This is a genomic window from Streptomyces sp. LARHCF249 (assembly GCF_052871255.1).
Genome location: NZ_JBIXJQ010000010.1, coordinates 95,678 through 121,826 on the forward strand (window position 1 = coordinate 95,678; position 26,149 = coordinate 121,826).

The following is a 26,149-nucleotide window of genomic DNA, read 5'->3' on the forward strand; positions in this document are numbered from 1 at the left end:
AGCATGGACATCCGAGCTGAGCAAGACCATTTGGGAAGGTGTCATGACTGACAGCGGTTCGACTGGAGTGCCCGACAAATTCGCCACGCTCGGACTGACCTACGACGACGTGCTGCTGCTGCCGGGCGCGTCGGACATGTCGCCTGACGCGATCGACACCTCCTCCCTCATCTCGCGCAACGTCCGCGTGAACGTTCCGCTGCTGTCCGCCGCCATGGACAAGGTCACCGAGGCCCGCATGGCCATCGCGATGGCCCGCCAGGGCGGCGTCGGCGTACTGCACCGCAACCTCTCCATCGCCGACCAGGCCAACCAGGTCGACCTGGTCAAGCGCTCCGAGTCCGGCATGGTCACCGACCCGATCACGGTGCATCCGGACGCGACCCTCGGCGAGGCCGACCAGCTCTGCGCGAAGTTCCGCATCTCCGGCGTCCCGGTCACCGACGCCGCGGGCAAGCTCCTCGGCATCGTCACCAACCGCGACATGGCCTTCGAGTCGGACCGCAGCCGCCAGGTGCGCGAGGTCATGACCCCGATGCCGCTGGTCACGGGCAAGGTCGGCATCTCCGGCGTCGACGCCATGGAGCTGCTGCGCCGCCACAAGATCGAGAAGCTTCCGCTGGTCGACGAGGCGGGCATCCTCAAGGGCCTCATCACCGTCAAGGATTTCGTCAAGGCCGAGAAGTACCCGAACGCCGCCAAGGACAAGGACGGCCGCCTGCTGGTCGGCGCGGCCGTCGGCGTCGCCGGTGACGCGTACGACCGCGCCCAGGCGCTGGTCGAGGCGGGCGCCGACTTCATCGTCGTCGACACCGCGCACGGCCACTCCCGCCTGGTGGGGGACATGGTCGCCAAGATCAAGTCGAACTCCTCCGTCGACGTCATCGGCGGCAACGTCGCCACCCGCGACGGCGCCCAGGCGCTGATCGATGCCGGCTGCGACGGCATCAAGGTCGGTGTCGGCCCCGGCTCCATCTGCACCACCCGCGTCGTCGCCGGCATCGGCGTCCCGCAGGTCACCGCGATCTACGAGGCCTCGCTGGCCGCCAAGGCCGCGGGCGTCCCGGTCATCGGCGACGGCGGCCTGCAGTACTCCGGCGACATCGCCAAGGCCCTGGTCGCGGGCGCCGACACGGTGATGCTCGGCTCGCTGCTCGCGGGCTGCGAGGAGTCCCCGGGCGAGCTGCTGTTCATCAACGGCAAGCAGTTCAAGTCGTACCGCGGCATGGGCTCGCTCGGCGCGATGCAGTCGCGCGGCGACCGCAAGTCCTTCTCGAAGGACCGCTACTTCCAGGAGGGCGTGGGCGGCGACGACAAGCTAATCCCCGAGGGCATCGAGGGCCAGGTGCCCTACCGCGGTCCGCTCTCCGCGGTCGTGCACCAGCTCGTCGGCGGCCTGCGCCAGTCGATGTTCTACGTCGGCGGCCGTACGGTCCCCGAGCTGCAGGAGCGGGGCCGCTTCGTCCGGATCACCTCGGCGGGCCTCAAGGAGAGCCACCCGCACGACATCCAGATGACGGTGGAAGCACCCAACTACTCCCGCAAGGGCTGAACGGCGTGAGGTGAGGGGGCGGGTCCATCCGGGCCCGCCCCCTCGCCGTGCCCCTCGTGAAGGGTCGCGGTCGTCCGTACAGCGGTCACCGGAACGCGGGCCCCCGGCGTTCGGGGATACTGGACGGGCAGACCCAGAGGAAAGGCCACCACACGTGACTGAGATCGAGATCGGGCGCGGCAAGCGCGGCCGCAGGGCGTACGCGTTCGACGACATCGCCATCGTCCCGAGCCGGCGTACCCGGGACCCGAAGGAGGTCTCGATCGCCTGGCAGATCGACGCGTACCGCTTCGAGCTCCCCTTCCTGGCCGCCCCCATGGACTCGGTCGTCTCCCCGCAGACCGCGATCCGCATCGGCGAGCTCGGCGGCCTCGGCGTGCTGAACCTCGAAGGCCTGTGGACCCGGTACGAGGACCCGCAGCCGCTGCTCGACGAGATCACGGAGCTGGACGAGGAGGCTGCCACCCGCCGCCTCCAGGAGATCTACTCCGCGCCGATCCAGGCGGACCTGATCCGGCAGCGGATCAAGGAGGTGCGCGACTCGGGCGTCGTCACCGCCGCCGCGCTGTCCCCGCAGCGCACCGCCGAGTTCTCCAAGGCCGTCGTGGACGCGGGCGTGGACATCTTCGTGATCCGCGGCACCACCGTGTCCGCGGAGCACGTCTCCGGCGCCGCCGAGCCGCTGAACCTCAAGCAGTTCATCTACGAGCTCGACGTCCCGGTCATCGTCGGCGGCTGCGCCACGTACACCGCGGCCCTGCACCTGATGCGCACCGGTGCCGCGGGCGTCCTGGTCGGCTTCGGCGGCGGCGCCGCGCACACCACGCGCAACGTGCTCGGCATCCAGGTCCCGATGGCGACCGCCGTCGCGGACGTGGCCGCGGCCCGACGCGACTACATGGACGAGTCCGGCGGCCGCTACGTGCACGTCATCGCCGACGGCGGCGTGGGCTGGTCGGGCGACATCCCGAAGGCCGTCGCCTGCGGCGCCGACGCCGTGATGATGGGCTCCCCGCTGGCCCGCGCCACCGACGCGCCCGGCAAGGGCAACCACTGGGGCATGGAGGCCGTCCACGAGGACGTGCCGCGCGGCAAGAAGGTGAACCTCGGCACGGTCGGCACCACCGAGGAGATCCTCACCGGCCCGTCGCACACCCCGGACGGCTCGATGAACATCTTCGGCGCCCTGCGCCGCTCGATGGCCACCACCGGCTACAGCGAGCTCAAGGAGTTCCAGCGGGTCGAGGTCACGGTCGCGGACTCGCAGCACAGCCGCTGACGCCCGCTGGTCGCCCCAGCGCACGTACGCCGGAGGGCCGGCACCCCGAGTGGGGTGCCGGCCCTCCGGCGTGCGCGGTGGTGGCGGGTCAGTCGCTGACCTTCTTGGCCGAGCCGAAGGCGACGAAGCCGCCGATCGCGAGGAAGAGGAAGGACATGGCGTCCATGCTCTCCTTCCAGACGTCGTTCAGGCCGCTGACGCCCGCCTCGCTGAGGACCTCGCCGATGCCGACGTTGCCGTAGTCGGCCAGCACGAGCGCGATGAAGAAGAGCTGGCCGAGGTAGACGGCGCCGAGCGAGAGGACGGCGGCGACCACCGGCAGGACCGGGTTGCGGCCGCCGATCTTGCCGGCGGCGAGGCCGACGAGCAGGCCGACACCGGCCGCGGCGTAGCCGACCTCGCGGTCGATGGCGTTCATGATGCCGCCGTAGGCGCCGGCCGCGACCAGGGCGGCGACGACGGCGGCGACGATGCCCAGACCGAGGTTGCCGGTGCGGGCCGGGGCCGGGGCGGCCGGGGCCTCGGTGAAGGAGTCGGGCGCCGGCGGCTGGAAGTTCTGGCTCATGGGAAATCCCCCCCAGGGATTCGGGCATGCGAACGCCCGGAGGGCGTAAGTGCGAGATAAGTGACGCCGCAGGCTAGCAGGCCGGAACGACATCCGTGAGGGGAAAATTTCCCGGGTCAGAGCCGGTGGGCGGCGCCCACCGGGCTGGCCCCCCGGGTGTCCAGGAGCAACTGGGCCTTCACCGCGAGGCCTTGCAGGTCGTAGGTGCGGTGGTGCTGGAGCAGGATCGTCAGGTCCGCGTTCGCGGCGGCCTCGTACAGCGACTCGGCCCGGGGGACCGGCTGGTCCCTGACCCGCCAGCCCGTGATGTACGGGTCGTGGTAGCTGACGAGCGCCCCCAGGTCGAGCAGGCGGCTGGCGATCTCGCGCGCCGGGGAGCCCTCCTGGTCGGCGAGGTCGGGCTTGTAGGTGACGCCGAGGAGCAGGACGCGGGCGCCGCGCGCGGATTTGCCGTGCTCGTTCAGCAGGGTGGCGGAGCGCTGGATGACGTACTGCGGCATCCGGTTGTTGATCTCCTGGGCCAGGCCGACCATGCGCAGCGGGTGGCCGGGGGTGCGGGTGGTGTGGGGGAGGTAGTTGGGGTCGAGGGGGACCCCGTGGCCGCCGACCCCCGGGCCGGGGCGGAACGCCTGGAAACCGTACGGCTTGGTCTCGGCGCAGCGGATGACGTCCCACAGGTCGACGCCGAGGTCGTGGCAGAGCACCGCCATCTCGTTCATGAGGGCGATGTTGACGTGCCGGTAGTTGGTCTCCAGGAGCTGCACGGTCTCGGCCTCGCGCAGGCCGCGGGCGCGGACCACCTTCTCGGTGAGGCGGGCGTAGAAGGCGTGCGCGGACTCCGTGCAGGCGGGGGTGAGGCCGCCGATGACCTTGGGGGTGTTGGAGATGCCGTGCGTGCGGTTGCCCGGGTCGAGGCGGCTGGGGGAGTAGGCCAGGTGGAAGTCCCGGCCGGCCCGGAGCCCGGAGCCCGCTTCGAGGACCGGGCGCAGGTAGTCCTCGGTGACGCCCGGGTGGACGGCGGATTCGAGGATGACGGTGGTGTGCGGGCGCAGCCGGGCGGCGAGCGCGCGGCCGGCCTCGCCGATGGCGGACAGGTCCAGTGCGCGGTCGGCGCCGAGCTGGGTGGGGGCGCAGATGACGGCCGTACGGACCCGGCCGAGCTCGGCGGGGTTGGTGGTGACCCGGAAGCCGGCCGCCGACATGCGGCGGATCTCGGCGGCGGTGAGGGTGGAGTCCGTGACCGGACCGCTGTCGTAGCCGACCGTCTCGATCCCGGCGGCGACGGCCGCCTGGGCGAGGGGGAGGCCGAGATGGCCGAGTCCGATGACGGCGAGGTCTGCGGGCATGGGGGTGCCGTCCCTTCCCTGACATGAGGGGGATGCGCGCGCAAGCCCTGTGGACGGGGAAACCCCGGAAGAAGCTGGCGCAATGTCAGACTAGGCGTATATATGACAGATATGTCGCATTCTGGGGTGGTGGTCGCCGTTGTGTTGTCCACAGGCGGTGGCTGATGTGGGTGCGGGCGGTCAGAATCGTGAAACGGGGATGTGAGCGGGATCACCCGCACGACGCGGGGAACACCCGCACCAACGGGAGGCAGCCGTGAGGACAGCGACACTGGGACCGGCGCAGCGCGCCGAGGCCCTCGCCCGGATGGCCGAGCGGGAGCTGGACGTACTGGTCGTGGGCGCGGGCGTGGTCGGCGCCGGCACCGCGCTCGACGCGGCGACCAGAGGACTGTCCACGGGCCTGGTGGAGGCGCGTGACTGGGCGTCGGGCACCTCCAGCAGGTCGAGCAAGCTCATCCACGGCGGTCTGCGGTACCTGGAGATGCTCGACTTCGCCCTGGTGCGGGAGGCGCTGAAGGAGCGCGGCCTGCTGCTGGGGCGCCTCGCGCCGCATCTGGTGAAGCCGGTGCCGTTCCTCTACCCCTTGCAGCACAAGGGCTGGGAGCGGTGGTACGCGGGATCGGGCGTGGCGCTGTACGACGCGATGTCGGTCTCCAGCGGGCACGGCCGGGGTCTGCCGGTGCACCGGCACCTCTCGCGCAAGCGCGCGCTGCGAGTGGCCCCGGCGCTGCGCAAGGACGCGCTGGTGGGCGCCCTGCAGTACTACGACGCCCAGATGGACGACGCGCGGTACGTGGCCACGCTGGTGCGGACGGCCTCGGCGTACGGCGCGCACTGCGCCAACCGGGCGAGGGTGGTCGGGTTCCTGCGCGAGGGCGAACGGGTGGTCGGCGCGCGGGTCCAGGACGTGGAGGGCGGCGGGCAGTACGAGATCCGCTCGAAGCAGGTCGTGAACGCGACCGGGGTGTGGACGGACGACACCCAGGCGCTGATCGGGGAGCGCGGGCAGTTCCACGTACGGGCGTCGAAGGGCATCCACCTGGTCGTGCCGAAGGACCGGATCCATTCGAGCACCGGGCTGATCCTGCGGACCGAGAAGTCGGTGCTGTTCGTCATCCCGTGGGGGCGGCACTGGATCGTGGGGACCACGGACACCGACTGGGACCTGGACAAGGCGCACCCGGCGGCCTCGAGCGCCGACATCGACTACCTGCTGGAGCACGTGAACTCGGTGCTGGCGGTGCCGCTCACCCGGGACGACGTCCAGGGCGTGTACGCGGGCCTGCGGCCGCTGCTGGCCGGGGAGTCGGACGCGACGAGCAAGCTGTCGCGCGAGCACACGGTGGCGCATCCGGTGCCGGGGCTGGTGGTGGTGGCGGGCGGCAAGTACACGACGTACCGGGTCATGGCCAAGGACGCGGTCGACGAGGCGGTGCACGGGCTGGACCTGCGGGTGGCGGAGTGCGTGACGGAGGACGTGCCGCTGGTGGGCGCGGAGGGGTACCGGGCGCTGTGGAACGGGCGGGCCAGGATGGCGGCCCGGACGGGGCTTCACGTGGTGCGGGTGGAGCACCTGTTGAACCGGTACGGGTCGCTGACGGAGGAGCTGCTGGACCTGATCGCCGCCGATCCGGGGCTGGGTGAGCCGGTGTCGGGCGCGGACGACTACCTGCGGGCGGAGATCGTGTACGCCGCCTCGCACGAGGGGGCCCGGCACCTGGACGACGTGCTGACGCGGCGGACGCGGATCTCGATCGAGACGTTCGACCGGGGGACGCGGTCGGCGCGGGAGTGCGCGGAGTTGATGGCGCCGGTTCTGGGGTGGGACAAGCAGCAGATCGAGAAAGAAGTGGAGCACTACGAGAAGCGGGTCCAGGCGGAGCGGGAGTCGCAGCGCCAGCCGGACGACCAGACGGCGGACGCGGCGCGGCTGGGGGCGCCCGACATCGTTCCGTTGTAACTCCGGGATGCGGAGGGGGGAACCGCGGACCCGGGGCTCCCGTCCGTTGCGGAGTGAGGAACAATGAGGGTTCTGCCGGGGCGGGTTACGCGGACCCCGGCCGCCGGGTCGCTCGGCCGCCGGGTTGGCCGGTCGCCGGGGCAGGCGGAGCAGCGGCACGATCGCAGAGGGGACGCATGTCGAAGCCGGAGCACGGGGCCGGGACGCCTGCGGCGAAGCCCGAAGAGGTGGGGGCTGTGGCTCCGGCTGCGCCAGCCGAGGCCGCGCCCGCGGACGCGGATGCGCCTGCGGCGGAGCCCGAGGACGCGAAGCCGGGGTTGGCGAAGGCCGATCCGGAGGACGCCAAGCCTGCGGCGGAGCCTGCGCCCGCGAAGGCGGGGCTGAGCAAGGCCCGGCCTGCGGCGGAGCCCGAGGACGCGAAGCCTGCGGCTGCGAAGCCCGGGTTGGGCAAGGCTCGGTCTGCGGCGGAGCCTGTGGCTGCCAAGGCGGGGGGCGCGGTCGATCCTGTCGAGAAGGCCGATGCCGTGGCCGCCGAGGTCAAGGCCAGGGCCGAGGCGGCCAAGTCGGCCGGAGACGGCCAGGACAAGGGCCGGCTGCTCGCGGGCAGGTACCGGCTGGGGGCCGTGCTCGGCAAGGGCGGAATGGGTACCGTCTGGCGGGCCCAGGACGAGACCCTGGGCCGGACGGTCGCCGTCAAGGAGCTCCGGTTCGGCAGCGGCGTCGACGAGGACGAGAAGCGACGCCTCATCACGCGTACCCTCCGCGAGGCCAAGGCCATCGCCCGGATCCGCAGCGGCGGAGCGGTCACCGTCTACGACGTCGTCGACGAGGACGCCCGGCCGTGGATCGTCATGGAGCTCATCGAGGGCGCGTCCCTCGCGGAGTTCATCCGGGAGAACGGCCCCCTCACCCCGCGCCGCGCCGCCGAGGTCGGCCTCGCGGTGCTCGACGTGCTGCGCGCCGCGCACGGGCAGGGCATCCTGCACCGCGACGTCAAGCCGTCCAACGTGCTCATCGCCGCCAGCGGCCGCGTCGTCCTCACCGACTTCGGCATCGCGCAGGTCGAGGGAGACCCCTCCGTCACCTCCACCGGCATGCTCGTCGGCGCCCCCTCCTACATCTCGCCCGAGCGCGCCCGCGGCTACAAGCCCGGCCCGCCCGCCGACATGTGGTCGCTCGGCGGCCTGCTGTACGCCGCCGTCGAGGGCGTGCCCCCGTACGACAAGGGCTCCGCCCTCGCCACCCTCACCGCCGTGATGACCGAGCCGGTGGACCCGCCCAAGAACGCCGGCCCGCTGACCGACGTCATCTACGGTCTGCTCGCCAAGGACCCGGCACAGCGCCTGGACGACGTCCGCGCCCGGGCGATGCTGGGCGCCGTCATCAACGCGCCCGAGCCGGAACCGGCTCCGGTGGCGGTCCCGCCCGCCGACGAGACCCGCCAGATATCGCTCGCGGACGCCAAGGAGGCCGCCGAGAAGGCCGCCGCGGAGAAGGCGGCCGAGAAGGCGGCGAAGAAGGAACGCGAGCGCAAGGAACGCGAGCAGCGCGAACGCGCCCGCGCCGCACTGAAGTCGGCCCGCAAGGCGGCGGCGGCAGCGGCGGCCACGACGGCCGCCACGGCCGCGGAGGCGCCGGCGGACAAGCCCGGGTCCGCACCCGAGCCCCGGTCCAAGAAGGCCGCCCCGGTGGCGGCCCCGCTCACCGACGTCATGCCGCGCCGCACCATCGCGCTCGCCATAGCCGCCGTGGTCGTGGTGCTCGCGGCGGTCGGTTCGCTCATCGCCTACGCCGTCGGCGGCGACGACACCGACGGCCGCAAGAACGAGGGCAAGGGCGGCAAGGGCAACCCCTCGGCGTCCGCGAGCCCTTCGCCGGGCGGCGCCGCGCAGAGCCCCCAGACCCCGCCCAAGTCCGGTGAGCCGGGCGCCGGTACGGGGGGCGGCAACGCCACCCCCGGCGGCGGCCAGGGCCAGCAGACCCCGGGCGCCGGACAGGGCCAGGGCCAGGGTCAGGGCCAGGGCGCACAGCCGGGCGGCGGGGGCGGTGGACTCCCGGCGGGATACGTGATGGTGACGGAGCCCGGGTTCCACTTCTCCATGGCGATGCCCCAGGGCTTCCACCAGACGGCCACGGCGGGTGACAACTCCGGCGGCATATACAGCCGCGACGGCGGCTTCCCGCGGATCCAGGTCGACTACACCTCCAGCCCCGGCGACGACGCCCGCGCCGCCTGGGCCCAGCTGGCCCCCGCCGTGGCCGGCAGCAGCAAGGGGTACCGGCTGATCGGGATCAACCCGACGAGCTACCGGAATTACCCCACGGTCGCGGACTGGGAGTTCGAGCGGGAGCAGAGCGGCATCCGGGTCCGGGTGCTCAACCGCGGCTTCAAGGTGGACGGGACGCACGGCTACGCCATCATGATCAGCTGCGCCGCGGACCAGTGGGACGGCCCCGAGTGCACGCAGATGCGCGCCACCGCCTTCGAGACCTTCCAGCCGCTCGGCTGACCTCGGGACGCGGGCGGCCCCGGAGACGTATCGTGTCAGCGGGGCCACGGGGGTGCCCCCAGCACTCGGGGGAGGCGATGTGGAGGACTACGCGGGCCGGATCCTGGCTCACCGCTACCGTCTGCCGCTGCCGCCGACGGACGAGTTCGAGCTGGTGGAGACCCGGGCCTTCGACACCCGCAGCGGGCAGGAAGTCCTGGTCCGGCAGGTGCCGTTGCCGGAGGTCGTGGACGCCGAGCTGCTGGACGGGCACCGTGCCGTCCCGGCGGCCGAGCACCGCGCTCCGGGCGACCTGCCGGCCGTGCGGCGCGCGATCGAGGCGGCGCAGGCCGCGGCCGCCGTACCCGACCACCCGCGGCTGGACCAGGTCTTCGACGTGTTCGCCGAGGGCGGGTCGCTCTGGATAGTGAGCGAACTGGTCCCGGCCAGGCCGCTGGCGGCGCTGATCGCCGATGAGCCGCTGAGCCCCTACCGGGCGGCGGAAGTGGCCTCGGACGTGCTGACCGCGCTGCGGGCGCTGCACGCGCACGGCTGGACCCACCGCAACATCACCGTACGGACGGTGCTGGTCTGCGATGACGGGCGGGTCGTGCTGACCGGCCTCGCGGCCGGCGCGGCGGAGGAGGCCTTGTGCGGCTACGACCCCGTCCCGGTCCCGGACGCGTCCGGACCTGACGCGGGATGGGGCCCGGCCCCGACCGGCGGGGCTTCGGAGACGCGCCCCGCGGACCAAAGGCCCGGGGCGGAGTACGAGTTCGGCCGCGGGCCGGATTCCGAGGGCCAGGGGCCGGTCTCCCGTACGCAGTCCCCCCGGCCGGAGCCGCGGAACGAGCCCCGCACCCCCGATGCCGGGTACGCGCCGCTCGTGGCTCCGGGCTACGACACGGGGCCGCGGTACTCCGACCACATCACCCCCGGGCGCCCGGAGGACCGGCCCGAGCTCAAGGCCGCCGCGCGGGCCGGGGCCATCGCCGCGTACCGGGCCGGGGCGCGGGCCGCCGCCGCCAAGGTCGGCGAGCAGCGCCAGGCCGATCCCATCGTCGTACCGGAGCCGAGGCCGCAGGGATCGACCGTCCCGCAGGGGTACTCGTACCCGTACGGCGGCCCGGAGACCGCCGGCGCGCCCTGGCACGGAGCGACCCCCCGCCGCCCGGCGCTCACGCCGCCCGAGCCGGAGTCCGACCGGGCCCCCGAGCCGCAGGCAGCGCAGGCGCCGCAGCCGGCACCGGCGCCGGCACAAGTGCCGCAGCCGCCCGTGCTGCCCGCCCAGCTCGCGCTGCCCCAGGGCTACCGCCAGGCCGACGCCCCGGACCGGGCCGCGTCGACCCCGCCGACAGGCACAGGCACAGGCACAGGCACAGGAACAGACACAGGCACCGGCACCGGCTGGGCCGGCCCGCGCAGCGGCCTGGACGCCGAGCGCGCGCGCCAGACGCGGATGGCGGTCGTCGGCGCGGTCACCGAGCGGTGGTCCCCCGAGCAGGCCCGCCCCGTGACCGGGCCCTGGCAGCTGGCGGCCCCCGTCGGCCCCGCCACCGACCTCTGGGCGCTCGGCGCGCTGCTGTACCGGGCCGTCCAGGGGCACGCCCCGTACCCCGAGGACAGCGTCGCCGAGCTCGTCGAGATGGTCTGCGCCGAGCCCCCGGCCTTCGCCGAGGAGTGCGGCGCGCTCCGCCCGGTCGTCGAGTCGCTGCTGCGTCAGGACCCGACCGAGCGCCCGGACTTCGAGGAGCTCCGCGGCTGGCTGCGCTCGCTCGTACGGTCCGCCCCCGAGCCCGACGCGGGCCTCGCCATGCTCCCGATGCCCGATCCCGACCCCGCGCGGCTGCCCGTCGTACGCCGTCGCGGCGAGCTCCACGGCCGCCACCGCAACCCCGCGGCCCCCCGCAAGCCCCGCGCCCTCGGGCGGAGCCTGCTCGTCGGCATCCTGGTCCTGCTCGCCGGGGCCGTGGCGTACGCGATGCTGTTCATGCCGCGGTCCGGCGCCCCGGCGGGCCAGGGCAGCGCCGTGCAGCCCCCGCCGAAGCAGAGCCCGTCCCAGGTCCCCACCGGAACCCCCGAGTCCAAGCCCGCGCCCCAGACGACAGCGCCGCCCCCGGCGGCCGCGACTCCGGCCGCGCCCGCCCCGGCCGGGTACACCGCCCAGCAGGACCCGGAGCACTTCGAGATCGTGGTCCCCGACGGCTGGGAGCGCCGCGGCATCAACGAGGCCGGCCAGGTGCGCTACACCAGCGGGCAGTTCACGCTGACCGTGGTCCCCGGCCGGGACAGGGTCGAGGGCAACCCGGACCCGGCGGCGTACCAGAAGGACAAGGAGCAGGAGCTGACGCCGTACCGCACCTCCACCTGGTCCACCGTCGGCGACGTCAAAACCACCAAGGTCGGGCAGCAACTGCGCGCCACGGGCCGCTACACGTGGATCGACGGCACCGGCCGCAACGTCTTCGCCCGCAATTTCGTCGTCGCGCTCGGCGGCAGCTACCACGTCGTCATGGTCACCGGGCCGGAGGACGAGCAGGGGAAGGTCACCGAGGTCTTCGAAAAGGCCACGGCGAGTTACAAGTCGGGCGGATGACGGGGGCCTGACGGGCGGTCAGTACGGCGATTGCGTCACAGTGCGGGCTTTACCCGCCCGGTCGGTTCCGACAGCGCCCGTGGGCTCCGTAATCTGGCCTGAAGTGCAGAGAGCGGCGGGGTTTCGTGGAACAGCAGACAGGTGGGGGCGCCGTGCTGGCGGGCCGGTACCGGCTCATCGAGCCGATCGGCCGCGGCGGCATGGGCAAGGTGTGGCGCGCGCATGACGAGCTGCTCCACAGGACCGTCGCCGTCAAGGAACTGACGGCCGGTCTGTACGTCGCCCAGGCCGACCGGGACGTCATGCACGCCCGGACGCAGAAGGAGGCCCGGGCCGCGGCCCGCATCCAGCATCCGGCGGTCGTCACCGTCCACGACGTGCTGGAGCACGACGACCGGCCGTGGATCGTCATGGAGTACATCGACGGCCCCTCCCTCGCGGAGGCGGCCAAGGCCGCCGGGCGCATCGAGCCCCGCGAGGCGGCCAGGATCGGGCTGCACGTGCTGGGCGCGCTGCGTGCCGCGCACGCGGTCGGCGTACTCCACCGGGACGTGAAGCCGGGCAACGTGCTGCTGGCCAAGGACGGCCGCGTGCTGCTCACGGACTTCGGGATCGCGGCGATCGAGGGGGACTCCTCCATCACGCGCACCGGCGAGATCGTCGGCTCCATCGACTACCTGGCCCCCGAGCGGGTCACCGGCGGGACCCCGGGCACGGCCTCCGACCTGTGGTCGCTGGGCGCCACCCTGTACACGGCGGTGGAGGCCCGCTCGCCGTTCCGCCGCACCTCGCCCATCTCCAGCCTGCAGGCGGTGGTGAACGAGGAGCCGCCGGCCCTGAGGCAGTCCGGCGCGCTGGGGCCGGTCATCACGGCCCTGCTGCAGAAGGATCCGGCGGAGCGGCCCTCGGCGGTGGAGGCCGAGCGGATGCTGCTGGAGGCGATGGAGGGCCGGGAGCCCAAGGCGGCGCAGGCGTACGTGCCCACGCGCTCGGTGACCTCGGACGAACTCGCCCCGGCACAGGAGCAGCCGCAGGAGCCGGCCGCGCCGAGGGACATCGCGCAGACGGCCTCGCTGCCGGAGCCGCCGGCGCCCGCGCCGGCGCCCCCCTCCGACGGACCGGCCAAGGGCCGGCTCAAGCGCGCCGCGGCCGTGGCCCTGGTGGCCGCGCTGCTCGGCGGCGGCGGTGTGTTCGGGGTGCTCAAGTACACCAGTGACTCCGAGAACGGCGGCGGCTCGGACAAGCCGGACAAGAATGCGAGCGCCCCCGACCAGGCCCAGGCCGGCCCGCCGGCCGGCTGGACCGAGGTCACCGACCCGGAGGGGTTCACCCTCTTCGTGCCGGACGGCTGGCGGCGGGAGGCGAACGGGACCCAGATCGACTACACCCCCGACAACGGCAACCACTTCATCCGGATCGCCGTCGACCCGACCCCTGACTACGAGAACCCGTACATGCACCTGCTCGACCTGGAGAAGCAGGTGCGCAGGCGGGCGGAGTACAAGCGGCTGCGGCTGGAGCAGAACAGCTTCCGGGACACCACCCGGGGGGCTCTGTGGGACTTCACCTGGACCGAGAAGGGGACGCTGGCCGGGCCCCGGCGGGCCAAGGAGCAGATGTACGTCGCCCCGGACGGCACCGAGTACGCGGTGTACATGTCGAGCCCGGCCGCCGACTGGGACACGACGCGGCAGCAGTTCGACATCGTGCTCAGCGGCTGGAAGCCGCCTGCCGCGAAGCCCTGATCCCGTCATCCTGCCAGCGATCACTGGCGGACTTGGCAAAATCCGGTTACCCACGGGTACCCAAAGCCTGCCGGGCGCAATACGCTCACCGCCATGACGGACTCGCAGGCCCCGGCCCCCCTCCGCACCGCACCGGCCCCCACCAACCCGGTCGCCCCGGCCCCGGCCGGCGCCCGCACCGCCGGCGACGTGGTGACCCCCGATCTGGTCGTCCGCCTCACCCGCGGGGTGATCGGCTCCGGCCGCACCGCCAACCACACCCCCTTCACCGGGGACCGGCTGGCGGAACTGCCCGAGGCCACCCCCGAGGACGTGGCCGAGGCCTTCGCCCGGGCCCGCGCCGCCCAGCCCGCCTGGGCCGCCGTCCCCGTGCGCAAGCGGGCCGCCGTCCTGCTGCGCTTCCACGACCTGGTGCTCGCCCGGCAGGCCGAGGTCCTCGACCTCATCCAGCTGGAGACCGGCAAGGCCCGCCTGCACGCCCACGAAGAGGTCCAGGCGGTCGCCGTCGCCGCCCGCCACTACGGCCGCAAGGCCCCGGCGTACCTGCGCCCCAAGGGCCACACGGGCGCCATGCCCACCCTCACCAAGGTCACCGAACTTCGCCAGCCGCGCGGGGTCGTCGGCCAGATCGCCCCCTGGAACTACCCGCTCGAACTCTCCGTCGGCGACGCCCTTCCCGCCTTCGTCGCGGGCAACGCGCTGGTCATGAAGCCCGACACGGAGACCGCGCTGACCGCCCTGTGGGCCCGCGACCTGCTCATCGAGGCCGGACTGCCCGCCGAGGTCTTCCAGATCGTCCTCGGCGAGGGCCCCGTCGTCGGCCCCGAGGTGGTCCGGCACGCCGACTACGTCTCCTTCACCGGCTCCACCCGCACCGGCCGCGAAGTCGCCCGGGGCGCGGCCGACCGCCTCGTCGGGGTCTCCCTCGAACTCGGCGGCAAGAACGCCATGCTCGTCCTGCACGACGCCGACATCGAGAAGGCCGCCGCGGGCGCCGTCCGCGCCTGCTTCTCCTCCGCCGGCCAGCTGTGCATCTCCATCGAGCGGCTCTACGTCCACGCCTCGATCGCCGACGCGTTCGTCGAGCGGTTCGCCGCCCGCACCAAGGCCATGCGCCTGGGCAGCTCCCTCGCGTACGGCGCCGACATGGGCTCGCTGGTCGGCGAGCGCCAGCTGGAGACCGTACAGCGGCACGTGGACGAGGCCGTCGCCAAGGGCGCCACCCTCGTCGCGGGCGGCACCGCCCGCCCCGACATCGGCCCGCTCTTCTACGAGCCCACCATCCTCGACGGCGTCGAGGCGCCCATGGCGGTGTGCGGCGAGGAGACCTTCGGCCCGGTCGTCTCGATCTACCGCTTCACCGACGAGGACCAGGCGGTCGCCGAGGCCAACGGCACCGCCTACGGCCTCAACTCCAGCGTCTGGACCAAGGACGCCCGCCGCGGCCACGCCGTCGCCGCCCGCCTGCGCACCGGCACCGTCAACATCAACGAGGGCTACGCCCCGGCCTACGGCAGCGCCCAGGCGCCCATGGGCGGCATGAAGGACTCCGGCCTCGGCCGCCGCCACGGCTCCGAGGGCATCCTCAAGTACACCGAGGCCCAGACCGTCGCCCACCAGCGGCTGCTCCCGATGGCGCCCTCGCTGGGCATGGACGACGAGAAGTACGCGGCGTTCATGACCCGCAGCCTCCAGGTCATGAAGGCCCTCCGACTCCGCTAAGGGGCAGCACGTGTCTGAGTCTGAGTCTGCGTCCGAGTCGTACGACTACGACGCCATCGTCATCGGATCGGGTTTCGGCGGGTCGGTCTCCGCCCTGCGCCTCACCGAGAAGGGCTACCGCGTCGGCGTCCTGGAGGCCGGGCGCCGCTTCACCCGCGAGAGCCTGCCCAAGAACAGCTGGGACCTGCGGAACTACCTGTGGGCCCCGGCCCTCGGGCTGTACGGGATCCAGCGGATCCACCTGCTCGGCAACGTGATGGTGCTCGCGGGCGCCGGCGTGGGCGGCGGCTCGCTCAACTACGCCAACACCCTGTACGTGCCGCCCACCGCCTTCTTCGAGGACCGGCAGTGGGCGTCCATCACCGACTGGCGGGCCGAACTGGCCCCGTACTACGACCAGGCCAAGCGGATGCTCGGCGTGCGCCTCAACCCGACCATGACCCCCTCCGACGTCCACCTCAAGGCGGCCGCCGAGAAGATGGGCGTCGCGGACTCCTTCCACATGGCCCCGGTCGGCGTCTTCTTCGGCGACGGGGACGATGCCGACGGTCAGCCGAAGGCCCGGCCCGGGGAGGAGGTCGCCGACCCGTACTTCGGCGGCGCCGGCCCCGCCCGCAAGGCCTGCACCGAATGCGGCGAGTGCATGACCGGCTGCCGGCACGGCGCGAAGAACACCCTGAACGAGAACTACCTGCACCTCGCCGAGCGCGCCGGGGCCGTCATCCACCCCATGACCACGGTCACCGCGCTCTCCGAACACCCCGAGGGCGGCTACCGGGTCCGTACGGTCCCCACCGACGCCCGCCGCAAGGGAAAGGCGAAGGTGCTGCGCGCCCGGTACGTGGTCGTCGCGGCGGGCACCTACGGCACCCAGACCCTGCTGCACACGATGAAGGACCGGGGCGAGCTGCCGGGGATCTCCGACCGGCTCGGCGATCTGACCCGGACCAACTCCGAGGGCCTGGTCGGCGCGCAGACCGACGACCGCCGCTACCGCAAACGGCACGGCGCGGGCCCCGGCACGGCGCAGCGCGCCGACTTCACCCGGGGCGTGGCGATCACCTCGTCGGTGCACCCCAACGCCGACACCCACATCGAGCCCGTGCGCTACGGCAAGGGCTCCAACGCCATGGGGTTCATGACCGTCCTCCAGGTGCCCTTCGCCAAGCACCGGGTCCGCGCCTGGATCGCCCGCACCGCGAGGCACCCGGTGCAGCTGGCCCGCTCGCTCTCCAACCGGCGCTGGTCGGAGCGGACGATCATCGGCCTCGTCATGCAGTCGCTGGACAACTCCCTGACGACCTACCGCAAGCCCGGCGGGATCGGGAAGGGCCTGCTGACCGCCCGCCAGGGCCACGGCGCCCCGAACCCGGTCCAGATCGCGGAGGCCACCCGGGCCGCAACGCTGCTTGCCGAGGAGATCAACGGCTTCCCCGGCAGCAACATCGGCGAACTGATGGGCACCCCGCTGACCGCGCACTTCCTCGGCGGCTGCCCGATCGGCGCCTCGCCCGAGGAGGGCGTGGTGGACCCCTACCACCGGCTCTACGGGCACCCGGGCATCTCGGTGGTGGACGGCTCGGCGGTCTCGGCGAACCTCGGCGTCAACCCGTCGCTGACGATCACGGCGCAGGCCGAGCGGGCGATGTCGTACTGGCCGAACAAGGGCGAGCAGGACCCGCGGCCGGAGCAGGGCGCGGGCTACGTACGCCTCGCGGCGGTGGAACCGGTCCGTCCGGCGGTTCCGAAGGAGGCCTTCGGCGCGCTGCGGCTGCCGTTCCTGGCGGTCCCGGAGATCCCGCCGAAGGTCGTGGACCAGGCCTGACGACCGGGTCGGTACCGCGCTCCCCCTCCGAGCGCGGTACCCACCGCGGTACATGAGTGACAGGTGGTCGCCACGGATGGTTGTACCGGAATCCGCTACCCCGGGCTGTGGTGTCGATCACACAGCGAAGTGTGCAACCGCGATCATGCGTCGCCGGTGGTCAACGGGTGGATGAGAAAGCGCATCTCCCTGCCGGCGGCAGCCGGCCTGGCGGCCGCCGGTGGCGCGGTGTTCCTGGCGTTCCGCCGCGGGGCCACTGGGCGCGCGTAGCGACGCAGGCACCGAAGACAGAAGAACGGCCGGCCCGGGGCGTCCCCCGGGCCGGCCGTCCTTGTGGGGTGACCGGGCTGCTGTCCCCTGCCGTCCGGTCACGCGAGGGAGCGAGGTCCCACGACGCACACCCCACGGGGAGTGCGTCTCATCGCTCCGGCGGAGCCACGCGTGGTGGTGCGGTCCCGCGCCTGGCTGGCGCGGACAACCACACCAACGAAGGGCCCCGGGGGCGGTCACGGTCCGTACGGGTGACGAACAGCCGTCACACGCGCCCCCGGCACAGCTCCAGCAGGGTCATGGCGAGGGCGGTGCCGGGCTTTCCGAGGGCGTCGCTCCAGTGCGAGAGCACCTCCATCTCGCGGGACAGGTGCACCCGCCGGCCGCCGGAGGAGATCCGCGCCTCCTGGATGACCGTCGAGACGGCCATGCGCTCCTGGATCAGGCCGATGATTCGGTCGTCGATGGCGTCGATGCGCTCGCGGGATCCGGCGATGAGCTGCTCGGGGGCGGTGGTGATCGTGGTCATGGTCTTCGTCTCCTGTCGGGTGGGGTCCGCCAGGCCCGCGGAACGCGAGAGCGCCCCGGTCCTGTCGGACCGGGGCGCTCTGGGAAGTTCAGCGGCTCAAGCGAGCATCACGAGGACCCATGGCGACCGGACCGGCCGGTGCCATAGGTAAAGAGGAAGCTCAGCTGCTTGCGCATGGCAGGAATTATTGCCGTCCGTCCCCCTCCGGGCCAAGCCGGTTCGGATGGTGAGACGAAGAGGGGTGCGGGTGCCCCGTTAGAATCGACAAAACAGCCACCTCTTCCGCCGGAAGGCCGTCCCGTGCCAGAAGCACCCTCCGCCGCCCACGACAGCGCCCCGGACACGGTTCTCGTCGTCGACTTCGGCGCCCAGTACGCCCAGCTCATCGCCCGCCGCGTCCGCGAGGCACGGGTCTACAGCGAGATCGTGCCGAGCTCGATGCCCGTCGACGAGATGCTGGCCAAGAACCCCAAGGCGATCATCCTCTCCGGCGGTCCGTCCTCCGTGTACGAGGAGGGCGCCCCGCAGCTCGACCGTTCGCTGTTCGAGGCCGGCGTCCCCGTCTTCGGCATGTGCTACGGCTTCCAGCTGATGGCGACCGCCCTCGGCGGCACGGTCGACAACACCGGGGCCCGCGAGTACGGCCGCACCGGGCTGGCCGTCTCCAAGGCCGGCTCCACCCTCTTCGAGGGCACCCCCGAGCAGCAGTCGGTGTGGATGTCCCACGGCGACGCCTGCTCCGCCGCCCCCGAGGGCTTCAGCGTCACCGCGTCGACCGACGTCGTCCCGGTCGCGGCCTTCGAGAACGACGAGAAGAAGCTGTACGGCGTGCAGTACCACCCCGAGGTGATGCACTCCACGCACGGCCAGCAGGTGCTGGAGCACTTCCTCTACCGGGGTGCGGGCCTGTCCCCGACCTGGACCACCGGCAACATCGTCGAGGAGCAGATCGCGGCCATCCGCGAGCAGGTCGGCGACAAGCGCGCCATCTGCGGCCTCTCCGGCGGCGTGGACTCCGCCGTGGCCGCGGCCCTCGTGCAGAAGGCCATCGGCTCGCAGCTGACCTGCGTGTACGTCGACCACGGTCTGATGCGCAAGGGCGAGACCGAGCAGGTCGAGAAGGACTTCGTCGCCGCCACCGGCGTGCAGCTGAAGGTCGTCGACGCACAGGAGCGCTTCCTGAACGCGCTGGCCGGCGTCTCCGACCCGGAGACCAAGCGCAAGATCATCGGCCGCGAGTTCATCCGCGTGTTCGAGCAGGCGCAGCTGGAGATCCTCCAGGAGGACGGCCCCGCGGTCGCCTTCCTCGTGCAGGGCACCCTGTACCCGGACGTCGTCGAGTCCGGCGGCGGCACCGGCACCGCGAACATCAAGTCCCACCACAACGTGGGCGGGCTCCCCGACGACATCGAGTTCGAGCTCGTCGAGCCGCTGCGCCAGCTGTTCAAGGACGAGGTCCGGATGGTCGGCCAGGAGCTGGGCCTGCCGGACGAGATCGTCCACCGCCAGCCCTTCCCCGGCCCCGGCCTCGGCATCCGCATCGTCGGCGAGGTCACCAAGGACCGCCTGGACCTGCTGCGCGAGGCCGACGCCATCGCCCGCCACGAGCTCACCGCGGCCGGCCTGGACCGCGAGATCTGGCAGTGCCCGGTCGTGCTGCTCGCGGACGTCCGCAGCGTCGGCGTGCAGGGCGACGGCCGTACCTACGGCCACCCGATCGTGCTGCGCCCCGTCTCCTCCGAGGACGCGATGACCGCGGACTGGACGCGCATGCCGTACGAGGTGCTCGCGCGGATCTCCACCCGCATCACCAACGAGGTCCCGGACGTGAACCGCGTGGTCCTGGACTGCACGAGCAAGCCCCCGGGCACCATCGAGTGGGAGTAGTCCCCACCCGCATGCGCGACGAAGCCGCCGCTCCCTCCGGAGCGGCGGCTTCGCCGTTTCTCTGGCCAGTTCGCGGGGGCGCCGGTACCTTGCGCCGCGACCCGAGCCGTCGGAGGAGGCCCCATGCCGGATCAGCCCGTACCCGTACCCGTGGAACGGCTGGGCTTCGAGATGCCCCCCGTGCACCCGGACCCGGCCGACGAGCGGGCGCACCGCAAGGAGCGGCTGGCCGGGGCCCTGCGGCTGCTGGGGAGGCTCGGGTACGAGGACGGGGTGTCCGGGCACGTCAGCGCGCGGGACCCGGAGTTCGAGGACTGCTACTGGGTCAACCCCTTCGGGCGGGCCTTCACCGGGCTGACCCCCGCCGACCTGCTGCTCGTGGACGGCGACGGGCGGGTCCTGCAGGGGGAGCGCCGGGTCAACGAGCTGGCCTTCGCGGTGCACGCCGCCGTGCACCGGGATCGGCCCGGGGTGGTGGCCGTCGTGCGCACGCAGGCCCCGTACGGCAGGGCGCTCGCCAGTCTCGGCGAGCTGCTGGCGCCGATCTCGCAGGAGGCCTGCGCCTTCTACGAGGACCACGCGCTGCTCGACGAGTTCGCCGGAGCCGAGGACGCGAGCCGGATCGGGCGCGCGCTGGGCCCGTACAAGGCGCTGATCCTGCGCAACCGGGGGCTGCTGACGGTCGGGGACTCGGTGGACGCCGCGGTCTGGTGGTTCATCGCGGCGGAGCGGGCCGCGCAGGTGCAGCTGATCGCGCGGGCGGCCGGGAAGCCGGTGCTGATCGACCACCGCAGCGCGCTCGCCACGCGCGAGCGGTTCGGGTCCGATCTGGCCGCCTGGGTGAGCTGTCAGCCCCTGCTCCACAACCGTGACACGCCGGTGGCGTCAACATCATGAACCGTTAATCACCTGCTCTGACATCGTGCGCAATCCGGAACACTGCCGCAGTGGTGCACAATTCGCTGGCATTGCACCGTAGTTCAGAGAGGCGGCACGCACGTGGCTGTCCAAGAGATGTCCCGGGGTACGCACACCGCGGCCTGCGCATGCGACGACTGCGCACGGGAAGGGCACCGCCGCGCCGTGGCGGCCTTCCTGGAGAAGCGCGACGAGTTCGCCGCCGGGCAGGGGCTTCCGGCCGCCGTGGCCCACTCCCTCGGAGCGTCCCGGCAGTGGGTCTCCGACGAGCTGACCCTGTCGGCGCGCACCGTCGCCGACCGGGGCCGGGAGGCCGGCAACTCCTGGCTGTACCTGTTCTCCCGGCGGGCCGTGCTCGCCGTGTGGATCGCCGCCGGGGTGCTGCTCCTCGTCCAGGTCGGCACCGCGCTCGGCACCGGCTGGTCCACGGCCCGCACCGCAGGGCTGCTGGCGGCCCTGGTCCTGGCCGGGCTGCTCACCGTCGGGGCCCGCGCCCAGTCGGTGCGCGGCGGGCTGCTGGCCCCGCTGGTCGGCGAGGACAACCGGCTGTCGACCTCCAAGTCGGTGCCGAGCGCCTGGGTGGTGCTGACGGCCTTCGCCGGGCTGTTGCCCGCGCTGCGGCTGGCGGCCTCGGCTCCCGGCCCGGAGCGCCAGGCCCTGTACGCGGGGCTGGCGCTGGACCGGGCGCTGCCGCTGCTGGCGGTGGTCTCGCTGACCTCGGTGGTGGCCGTGGTGGTGCGCCGCGTGGTCTCCGTACGGATCATGGGCCAGCGGTTGCAGAAGCTGCCCGCCGACCGTCCGCGCGGCGTGGACCTGCTGACGGACGACGCGGGGCGCGGCAGCTTCCCGGACGCGCAGTACGTTCTCGTCTCCACGGTGGTGCTGGGCTACGCGGCGGTGTCGCTGGCCCGCTTCCCGGACCGGCTGCCGCAGCTGCCGTGGGCCCTGGCCCTGCTGGTGGCCCTGTCGGCCGCCGTGTACCTGGCGGCCAAGTACGCGGAGGGCACCCGCCCGCTGGTGCTGTCGGTGGTGCGCAGACGGGAGCCCGGGGATCTGGACGCGGCCGTCCGCCCCGGGGACGACATCGAGATCCGGGGAGTGGGCTTCGTGCCGCCCGGGGCGCAGACGCCGGAGATGCTGGCCCGGCTGGTGGTGCGCATCGGGGCGGTGCACGTGCACGTGCCGCTGGTCCCGGTGCCGGGCGGGTTCACCAATCCCTCCGACACCGTGCTGACCGTGCCGGTGCCGGCCGAGGTGGAACCGGGGCGGATCGACATCCAGGTGGTGACCGCCGCAGGGGTGGAATCCAACCGCTGCATCATCGACGTGGCCGAGTGATCGGGGTAGACATGGGGCGTGACCCGAACTGATGTCTCGACAGACGCGTCCGCAGCCTCCCCGCTGAAGGAACGAGCGGCCGGCTACGCACTGCTGCCCCTGCGGATCTTCCTCGGCGTGACCTTCGTCTACGCGGGCCTGGACAAGCTGACCGACTCGGCGTTCCTGTCCGCCTCCGGCGCCGGCTCCATCGGGGAGCTGATGGCGGGGGTGCGCGACACCTCCGCGATCCCGGCCATGGTGGACGCGGCCCTGGAGGCCCCCGTCGGCTTCGCCGTCGCCCTGGCCATCGGGGAGATCCTCGTCGGCCTCGGGACGCTGGCCGGCCTGCTGACCCGTGTCGCGGCCGTCGGCGGAGCGCTGATCTCGCTCAGCCTGTGGCTCACCGTGTCGTGGGCGGTGAGCCCGTACTACTACGGCAACGACCTGATCTACCTGATGGCCTGGACCCCGTTGATCATCGCCGGGGCGCCCTACTGGTCCCTGGACGCGCTGATCGGGTCGCGGCGGTCGGGCCGGTCGCGCCGGTCGCGCCGCACGGCGTAGGTCACCATCCCGGTCAGCGCGGCGAGCGAGAGCCCGCCCACCGTGAGCGGGATGACCAGGAACCAGGGCACGTCGGCCTCGCCGCTGCTGTCGAGCAGGTACAGCACGCCCGCCACCAGCAGGGCCAGGCCCGCGATCAGCCGTCCCGGCTGGAACTCATGACGCCGCACGGGCCACCTCCACCTGTCCCACACCCGCGTTCAGGTGCAGCTTGATCGTCCCGCCGGCCTCGGTGCCGGCGGGGGGCGACAGGGTCGTCCGCCGGTGCTCGCCGCCGCCGCGGACCCGTACGTCCTCGCCGGTTTCCCCGGGCATCTGGATGTCGCCCAACCGGATGGTCACATCGGCCTCGGCCGTCACCTCCCGGGGCACGATCACCTTGAGCCGCCCCGCGTCCACGGAGGCCCCGACGGCCAGGGTGGTGCCCTTGGGGACGTCCAGGCGGCTCAGGTCCAAGGTGGCGAGCCCGGTCCCCGCCTCGTACACGGGCCGTACGTCGGCCACCGCGGCCGGACGCCAGTCGACCTCCCGCCAGTCCGTGCCGATCTCCCGGGGCAGTACGGCGGCGACCGCGAGCAGCCCCGAGGTCAGCAGGGCCAGCACGATCGTGCCGAAGCCGGTGCGCCCCAGCAGGGAGCTGACCGCGAGGCCCAGGCCGAAGACGGCCAGTGCGGCGGCCAGCCCGGTCTGCAGGGCCTCGCCCAGCGGGTTGCCCTCCCAGTCGGCGCCCGCCGCGGCGAACCCGGCGATCAGCGCCAGGACGAAGACCCGGCCGCCGATGCCGCCGCGCGGCCGGACCGGGGCGGCCGGCGCCTTCGCGGCCGCGGCCGGCGCGGCGCCGGGCTCCGCCGGGGCGGCCGAGTCGGCGGGGCCCCACAGGTACCCCGTGGCGCCGACCGGGCCGGTGGTCCCGTCCTTGACCAGCGGGTCCCGCCACCACGACGGGCCGCCCGGGGCGGGCGGGGCCTTCGTCTCAGGCGGGGCCTTCGTCTCCGCCGGCGCGGGGGCCTCGGCCTCCACCGGCACGGCGGTCCGCCGCCGCTGCGACCAGTACGAGGCCCCGCCCAGCGCCAGGACGACCAGCACGGAGAAGACCGCGAGCACGCCGTTGTCCAGCATCGACAGGAACAGCGCGCAGCCCACCAGCGCGGCGAACACCGCGGCGAGGGTGGCGCCCTCGACGCGGCCGGTCAGCATCTTCTTCGCCTCGCTGTCCTCCTCGCCCTCCTGGGGGAGCAGCAGCCACGCGAAGCCGTAGAAGATCAGGCCGACCCCGCCGGTGACGGCGAGGACGCCCAGCACGATCCGGAACACCACCGGGTCCAGGTCGAAGTACCGGCCCAGGCCGCCGCACACGCCCGCGAGGACCTTGTCGCGCTTGCTGCGGCGCAGGGCGGGCCGGGCGTCGGGAGGCCGGTGCGCCCCGGGCTCCGCGGCCGGGGCATCGTGTACTTCGGTCATGGGTCCATGGTGACGGGCCGCGGCGGCCCGCGGCACCGGGCCCGACCCTGGCACAACCCTGATATCCCCCGGGCTGAAGTGGGGGGCAGCCCTGATGCCCGGCCCTGCCCCCGCGTGTGACCCTTGGTGGCATGCCCGCAGCCGCCGCTCCCCGTACCCCGCTCGCACCCGACATCGACGAAGTGCCGGCGCGCAAGCTCTACCGCAGCGCCGACGGCCGGATGCTCGGCGGCGTCGCGCGGGGTCTCGCCGGGCACCTCGGGCTGCCGGTGATCTGGGTCCGGCTGGCCTTCCTCGGCCTGTTCATGTGGGGCGACGGCCTCGGCGTGCTGCTGTACGCCGCGTTCTGGGTGTTCGTACCGCTGGGCGTCGGCGGCCGCAGCGGGCACCGCTCCTACTTCGAGACCCTGCCCGACGGCACGCGCCGCCTGCGCAAACCCGACAAGGGGCAGATCACCGCGCTGATCGCGCTGTGCATCGGCGCGGGCATCTTCATCTCCCAGGTCCAGGTCGGCGGCGCCTCGGGCCGGTACGTGTGGCCGACGCTGCTGGTCGGCGCCGGTGTGGTCCTCGTATGGCGGCAGGCCGACAACGCCCGCCGGGCGCACTGGACCGAGGCCGCCGGACGGCACGGGCGGCTGCTGCAGGCGGCCCGGGCGCTCGCCGGGGTCGCCCTCGTCGGCGTCGGCCTGACGGTCTTCATCGTCGTACGCGGCTCCGCGGCCCAGCTCGGCAACGTGCTCACCGCCACCCTCGCCGTCCTCGTCGGCGTCGCGCTGCTCGCCGGACCCTGGCTGATCCGGATGACCCAGGACCTCTCCGAGGAGCGCCTGATGCGCATCCGCGCCCAGGAGCGCGCCGAGGTCGCCGCCCACGTGCACGACTCGGTGCTGCACACCCTGACCCTGATCCAGCGCAACGCCGAGGACGTCGGGGAGGTGCGCCGCCTCGCGCGGGCGCAGGAGCGGGAGCTGCGGAACTGGCTGTACAAGCCCGAGGGCACCGGCAAGGACGAGGCGGAGGAACCGGTCACCCTCGCCGAGGCCGTGAAGAAGACCGCCGCCGAGGTGGAGGACCACCACGGCGTCCCCATCGAGGTCGTGGTCGTCGGGGACTGCCCGCTCGACGAGCGCCTGGCGGCGCAGATCCAGGCCGCCCGCGAGGCGATGGTCAACGCCGCCAAGTACGGTGGCGAGGGCGGGGCGGTTCAGGTGTACGCGGAGGTGGAGGGGCAGACGGTGTTCGTGTCCGTACGGGACCGGGGACCGGGCTTCGACATCGACGCGGTACCGGACGACCGGATGGGCGTACGAGAATCGATCATCGGCCGGATGCAGCGCAACGGCGGGACCGCACGGCTGCGGTCGGCGCCCGACGGCGGCACGGAAGTCGAGCTGGAGATGGAGAGGGCGGCGAACGCAGCATGACCGAGGACAACGCGGCGACGCAGACCGGCAGGCGGGTCCGGGTGGTGCTCGTCGACGACCACCGGATGTTCCGCACCGGCGTACAGGCCGAGATCGGCGAGACCGAGCGGACCGGGGTCGAGGTCGTCGGCGAGGCCGCCGACGTGGACCAGGCCGTCACCGTCATCACCGCCACCCGGCCCGAGGTCGTCCTGCTGGACGTGCACCTGCCCGGCGGCGGCGGGGTCGAGGTGCTGCGGCGCTGCGCCCCGCTGATGGCGGCGGCCGAGCACCAGGTGCGGTTCCTGGCCCTGTCGGTGTCGGACGCGGCGGAGGACGTCATCGGGGTCATCCGGGGCGGTGCGCGCGGCTACGTCACCAAGACCATCACCGGCACCGACCTGGTCGACTCGATCTTCCGGGTGCAGGAGGGCGACGCGGTGTTCTCGCCGCGGCTGGCGGGCTTCGTGCTCGACGCCTTCGCCTCCACGGACGCGCCGCCGGTCGACGAGGACCTGGACCGGCTGACCCAGCGCGAGCGCGAGGTGCTGCGGCTCATCGCGCGCGGGTACGCGTACAAGGAGATCGCCAAGCAGCTCTTCATCTCGGTCAAGACGGTGGAGTCGCACGTCTCGGCCGTACTCAGGAAGCTCCAGCTCTCCAACCGGCACGAGCTGACCCGCTGGGCGACGGCCCGGCGGCTGGTCTAGGC

General features: G+C 73.1%; 19 protein-coding genes. 14 read left to right on the forward strand and 5 right to left on the reverse strand.

Features of this window, described 5'->3' with window-relative positions:
- The first annotated feature begins 43 nt into the window (after window positions 1-43).
- Window positions 44-1,552, forward strand: coding sequence for an IMP dehydrogenase (gene guaB / locus ACIPUC_RS27080; RefSeq protein ID WP_446592771.1), 1,509 nt, complete (start codon window positions 44-46; stop codon window positions 1,550-1,552).
- Window positions 1,553-1,706: 154 nt separating this feature from the next.
- A complete protein-coding gene (locus ACIPUC_RS27085) occupies window positions 1,707-2,831 on the forward strand; it encodes a GuaB3 family IMP dehydrogenase-related protein (protein WP_446592773.1) in 1,125 nt (374 codons plus the stop codon).
- A gap of 88 nt (window positions 2,832-2,919) precedes the next feature.
- Here ACIPUC_RS27085 and ACIPUC_RS27090 read toward each other — a convergent pair whose 3' ends face one another.
- Window positions 2,920-3,396, reverse strand: coding sequence for a hypothetical protein (locus ACIPUC_RS27090; RefSeq protein ID WP_446592774.1), 477 nt, complete (start codon window positions 3,394-3,396; stop codon window positions 2,920-2,922).
- 116 nt (window positions 3,397-3,512) lie between these two features.
- Window positions 3,513-4,742: a nucleotide sugar dehydrogenase gene (locus ACIPUC_RS27095; protein WP_446592775.1), complete on the reverse strand. Its 1,230-nt coding sequence runs from the start codon at window positions 4,740-4,742 to the stop codon at window positions 3,513-3,515.
- 256 nt (window positions 4,743-4,998) lie between these two features.
- Between ACIPUC_RS27095 and ACIPUC_RS27100 the strand changes: the two genes are divergently transcribed.
- The 6 genes from ACIPUC_RS27100 (at window position 4,999) to ACIPUC_RS27125 (ending at window position 17,082) form a co-directional block, all read left to right on the forward strand.
- Complete coding sequence (locus ACIPUC_RS27100) at window positions 4,999-6,705, forward strand: glycerol-3-phosphate dehydrogenase/oxidase (RefSeq protein WP_446592776.1); 1,707 nt, start codon at window positions 4,999-5,001, stop codon at window positions 6,703-6,705.
- A gap of 176 nt (window positions 6,706-6,881) precedes the next feature.
- Window positions 6,882-9,215 (forward strand): serine/threonine-protein kinase, encoded by a 2,334-nt coding sequence (locus tag ACIPUC_RS27105; RefSeq protein ID WP_446592777.1) that lies wholly within the window; start codon window positions 6,882-6,884, stop codon window positions 9,213-9,215.
- A 79-nt stretch (window positions 9,216-9,294) separates the two neighbouring features.
- Window positions 9,295-11,790, forward strand: a complete 2,496-nt coding sequence (locus ACIPUC_RS27110) for a serine/threonine protein kinase (RefSeq protein ID WP_446592779.1) — start codon at window positions 9,295-9,297, stop codon at window positions 11,788-11,790.
- A 125-nt stretch (window positions 11,791-11,915) separates the two neighbouring features.
- The gene (locus ACIPUC_RS27115) at window positions 11,916-13,535 is read left to right on the forward strand and encodes a serine/threonine-protein kinase (RefSeq protein ID WP_446592780.1); all 1,620 of its coding nucleotides are present in this window, start codon (window positions 11,916-11,918) and stop codon (window positions 13,533-13,535) included.
- A gap of 93 nt (window positions 13,536-13,628) precedes the next feature.
- The gene (locus ACIPUC_RS27120; RefSeq protein WP_446592781.1) at window positions 13,629-15,257 is read left to right on the forward strand and encodes a succinic semialdehyde dehydrogenase; all 1,629 of its coding nucleotides are present in this window, start codon (window positions 13,629-13,631) and stop codon (window positions 15,255-15,257) included.
- Window positions 15,258-15,267: 10 nt separating this feature from the next.
- Window positions 15,268-17,082: a GMC oxidoreductase gene (locus tag ACIPUC_RS27125; protein ID WP_446592783.1), complete on the forward strand. Its 1,815-nt coding sequence runs from the start codon at window positions 15,268-15,270 to the stop codon at window positions 17,080-17,082.
- Between the two features lie 535 nt (window positions 17,083-17,617).
- On the opposite strand, the gene ACIPUC_RS27130 is transcribed toward ACIPUC_RS27125, so the two are convergent.
- Entirely contained in the window at window positions 17,618-17,881 is a 264-nt protein-coding gene (locus tag ACIPUC_RS27130; protein WP_446592784.1) for a chorismate mutase, read from the reverse strand.
- A gap of 300 nt (window positions 17,882-18,181) precedes the next feature.
- Here ACIPUC_RS27130 and guaA point away from each other — a divergent pair, with 300 nt between their 5' ends.
- The 4 genes from guaA to ACIPUC_RS27150 all read left to right on the forward strand — a co-directional run bounded on the left by guaA (window position 18,182) and on the right by ACIPUC_RS27150 (window position 22,570).
- Complete coding sequence (gene guaA / locus ACIPUC_RS27135; protein WP_446592785.1) at window positions 18,182-19,768, forward strand: glutamine-hydrolyzing GMP synthase; 1,587 nt, start codon at window positions 18,182-18,184, stop codon at window positions 19,766-19,768.
- Between the two features lie 123 nt (window positions 19,769-19,891).
- On the forward strand, window positions 19,892-20,665 hold the full coding sequence (locus ACIPUC_RS27140; protein WP_446592786.1) for a class II aldolase/adducin family protein: 774 nt from the start codon (window positions 19,892-19,894) through the stop codon (window positions 20,663-20,665).
- A 102-nt stretch (window positions 20,666-20,767) separates the two neighbouring features.
- Complete coding sequence (locus tag ACIPUC_RS27145; RefSeq protein ID WP_446592787.1) at window positions 20,768-22,024, forward strand: hypothetical protein; 1,257 nt, start codon at window positions 20,768-20,770, stop codon at window positions 22,022-22,024.
- Window positions 22,025-22,042: 18 nt separating this feature from the next.
- A complete protein-coding gene (locus tag ACIPUC_RS27150; protein WP_446592788.1) occupies window positions 22,043-22,570 on the forward strand; it encodes a DoxX family protein in 528 nt (175 codons plus the stop codon).
- On the opposite strand, the gene ACIPUC_RS27155 is transcribed toward ACIPUC_RS27150, so the two are convergent.
- Together ACIPUC_RS27155 and ACIPUC_RS27160 are read right to left on the reverse strand one after the other, a co-directional pair.
- On the reverse strand, window positions 22,498-22,740 hold the full coding sequence (locus tag ACIPUC_RS27155; RefSeq protein WP_446592789.1) for a hypothetical protein: 243 nt from the start codon (window positions 22,738-22,740) through the stop codon (window positions 22,498-22,500). The genes ACIPUC_RS27150 and ACIPUC_RS27155 overlap by 73 nt on opposite strands.
- Window positions 22,727-24,031: a PspC domain-containing protein gene (locus ACIPUC_RS27160; protein ID WP_446592790.1), complete on the reverse strand. Its 1,305-nt coding sequence runs from the start codon at window positions 24,029-24,031 to the stop codon at window positions 22,727-22,729. The genes ACIPUC_RS27155 and ACIPUC_RS27160 overlap by 14 nt, the downstream gene beginning before the upstream one ends.
- Before the next feature lie 131 nt (window positions 24,032-24,162).
- On the opposite strand from ACIPUC_RS27160, the gene ACIPUC_RS27165 reads away from it, so the two are divergent.
- Both ACIPUC_RS27165 and ACIPUC_RS27170 read left to right on the forward strand, forming a co-directional pair.
- Window positions 24,163-25,458: an ATP-binding protein gene (locus ACIPUC_RS27165; protein ID WP_446592791.1), complete on the forward strand. Its 1,296-nt coding sequence runs from the start codon at window positions 24,163-24,165 to the stop codon at window positions 25,456-25,458.
- Window positions 25,455-26,147, forward strand: coding sequence for a LuxR C-terminal-related transcriptional regulator (locus ACIPUC_RS27170; RefSeq protein ID WP_446592792.1), 693 nt, complete (start codon window positions 25,455-25,457; stop codon window positions 26,145-26,147). The genes ACIPUC_RS27165 and ACIPUC_RS27170 overlap by 4 nt, the downstream gene beginning before the upstream one ends.
- Window positions 26,148-26,149 lie beyond the last annotated feature (2 nt).

What these genes read in the sequence shown, in the direction of transcription:
- guaB (WP_446592771.1), top strand. Translation starts at nt 44, where the DNA reads ATGACTGACAGCGGTTCGACTGGAGTGCCCGACAAATTCGCCACGCTC.
- ACIPUC_RS27130 (WP_446592784.1), bottom strand. Translation starts at nt 17,881, where the DNA reads ATGACCACGATCACCACCGCCCCCGAGCAGCTCATCGCCGGATCCCGC.
- ACIPUC_RS27120 (WP_446592781.1), top strand. Translation starts at nt 13,629, where the DNA reads ATGACGGACTCGCAGGCCCCGGCCCCCCTCCGCACCGCACCGGCCCCC.
- ACIPUC_RS27105 (WP_446592777.1), top strand. Translation starts at nt 6,882, where the DNA reads ATGTCGAAGCCGGAGCACGGGGCCGGGACGCCTGCGGCGAAGCCCGAA.
- ACIPUC_RS27140 (WP_446592786.1), top strand. Translation starts at nt 19,892, where the DNA reads ATGCCGGATCAGCCCGTACCCGTACCCGTGGAACGGCTGGGCTTCGAG.
- ACIPUC_RS27090 (WP_446592774.1), bottom strand. Translation starts at nt 3,396, where the DNA reads ATGAGCCAGAACTTCCAGCCGCCGGCGCCCGACTCCTTCACCGAGGCC.
- ACIPUC_RS27165 (WP_446592791.1), top strand. Translation starts at nt 24,163, where the DNA reads ATGCCCGCAGCCGCCGCTCCCCGTACCCCGCTCGCACCCGACATCGAC.
- ACIPUC_RS27160 (WP_446592790.1), bottom strand. Translation starts at nt 24,031, where the DNA reads ATGACCGAAGTACACGATGCCCCGGCCGCGGAGCCCGGGGCGCACCGG.
- ACIPUC_RS27170 (WP_446592792.1), top strand. Translation starts at nt 25,455, where the DNA reads ATGACCGAGGACAACGCGGCGACGCAGACCGGCAGGCGGGTCCGGGTG.
- ACIPUC_RS27095 (WP_446592775.1), bottom strand. Translation starts at nt 4,742, where the DNA reads ATGCCCGCAGACCTCGCCGTCATCGGACTCGGCCATCTCGGCCTCCCC.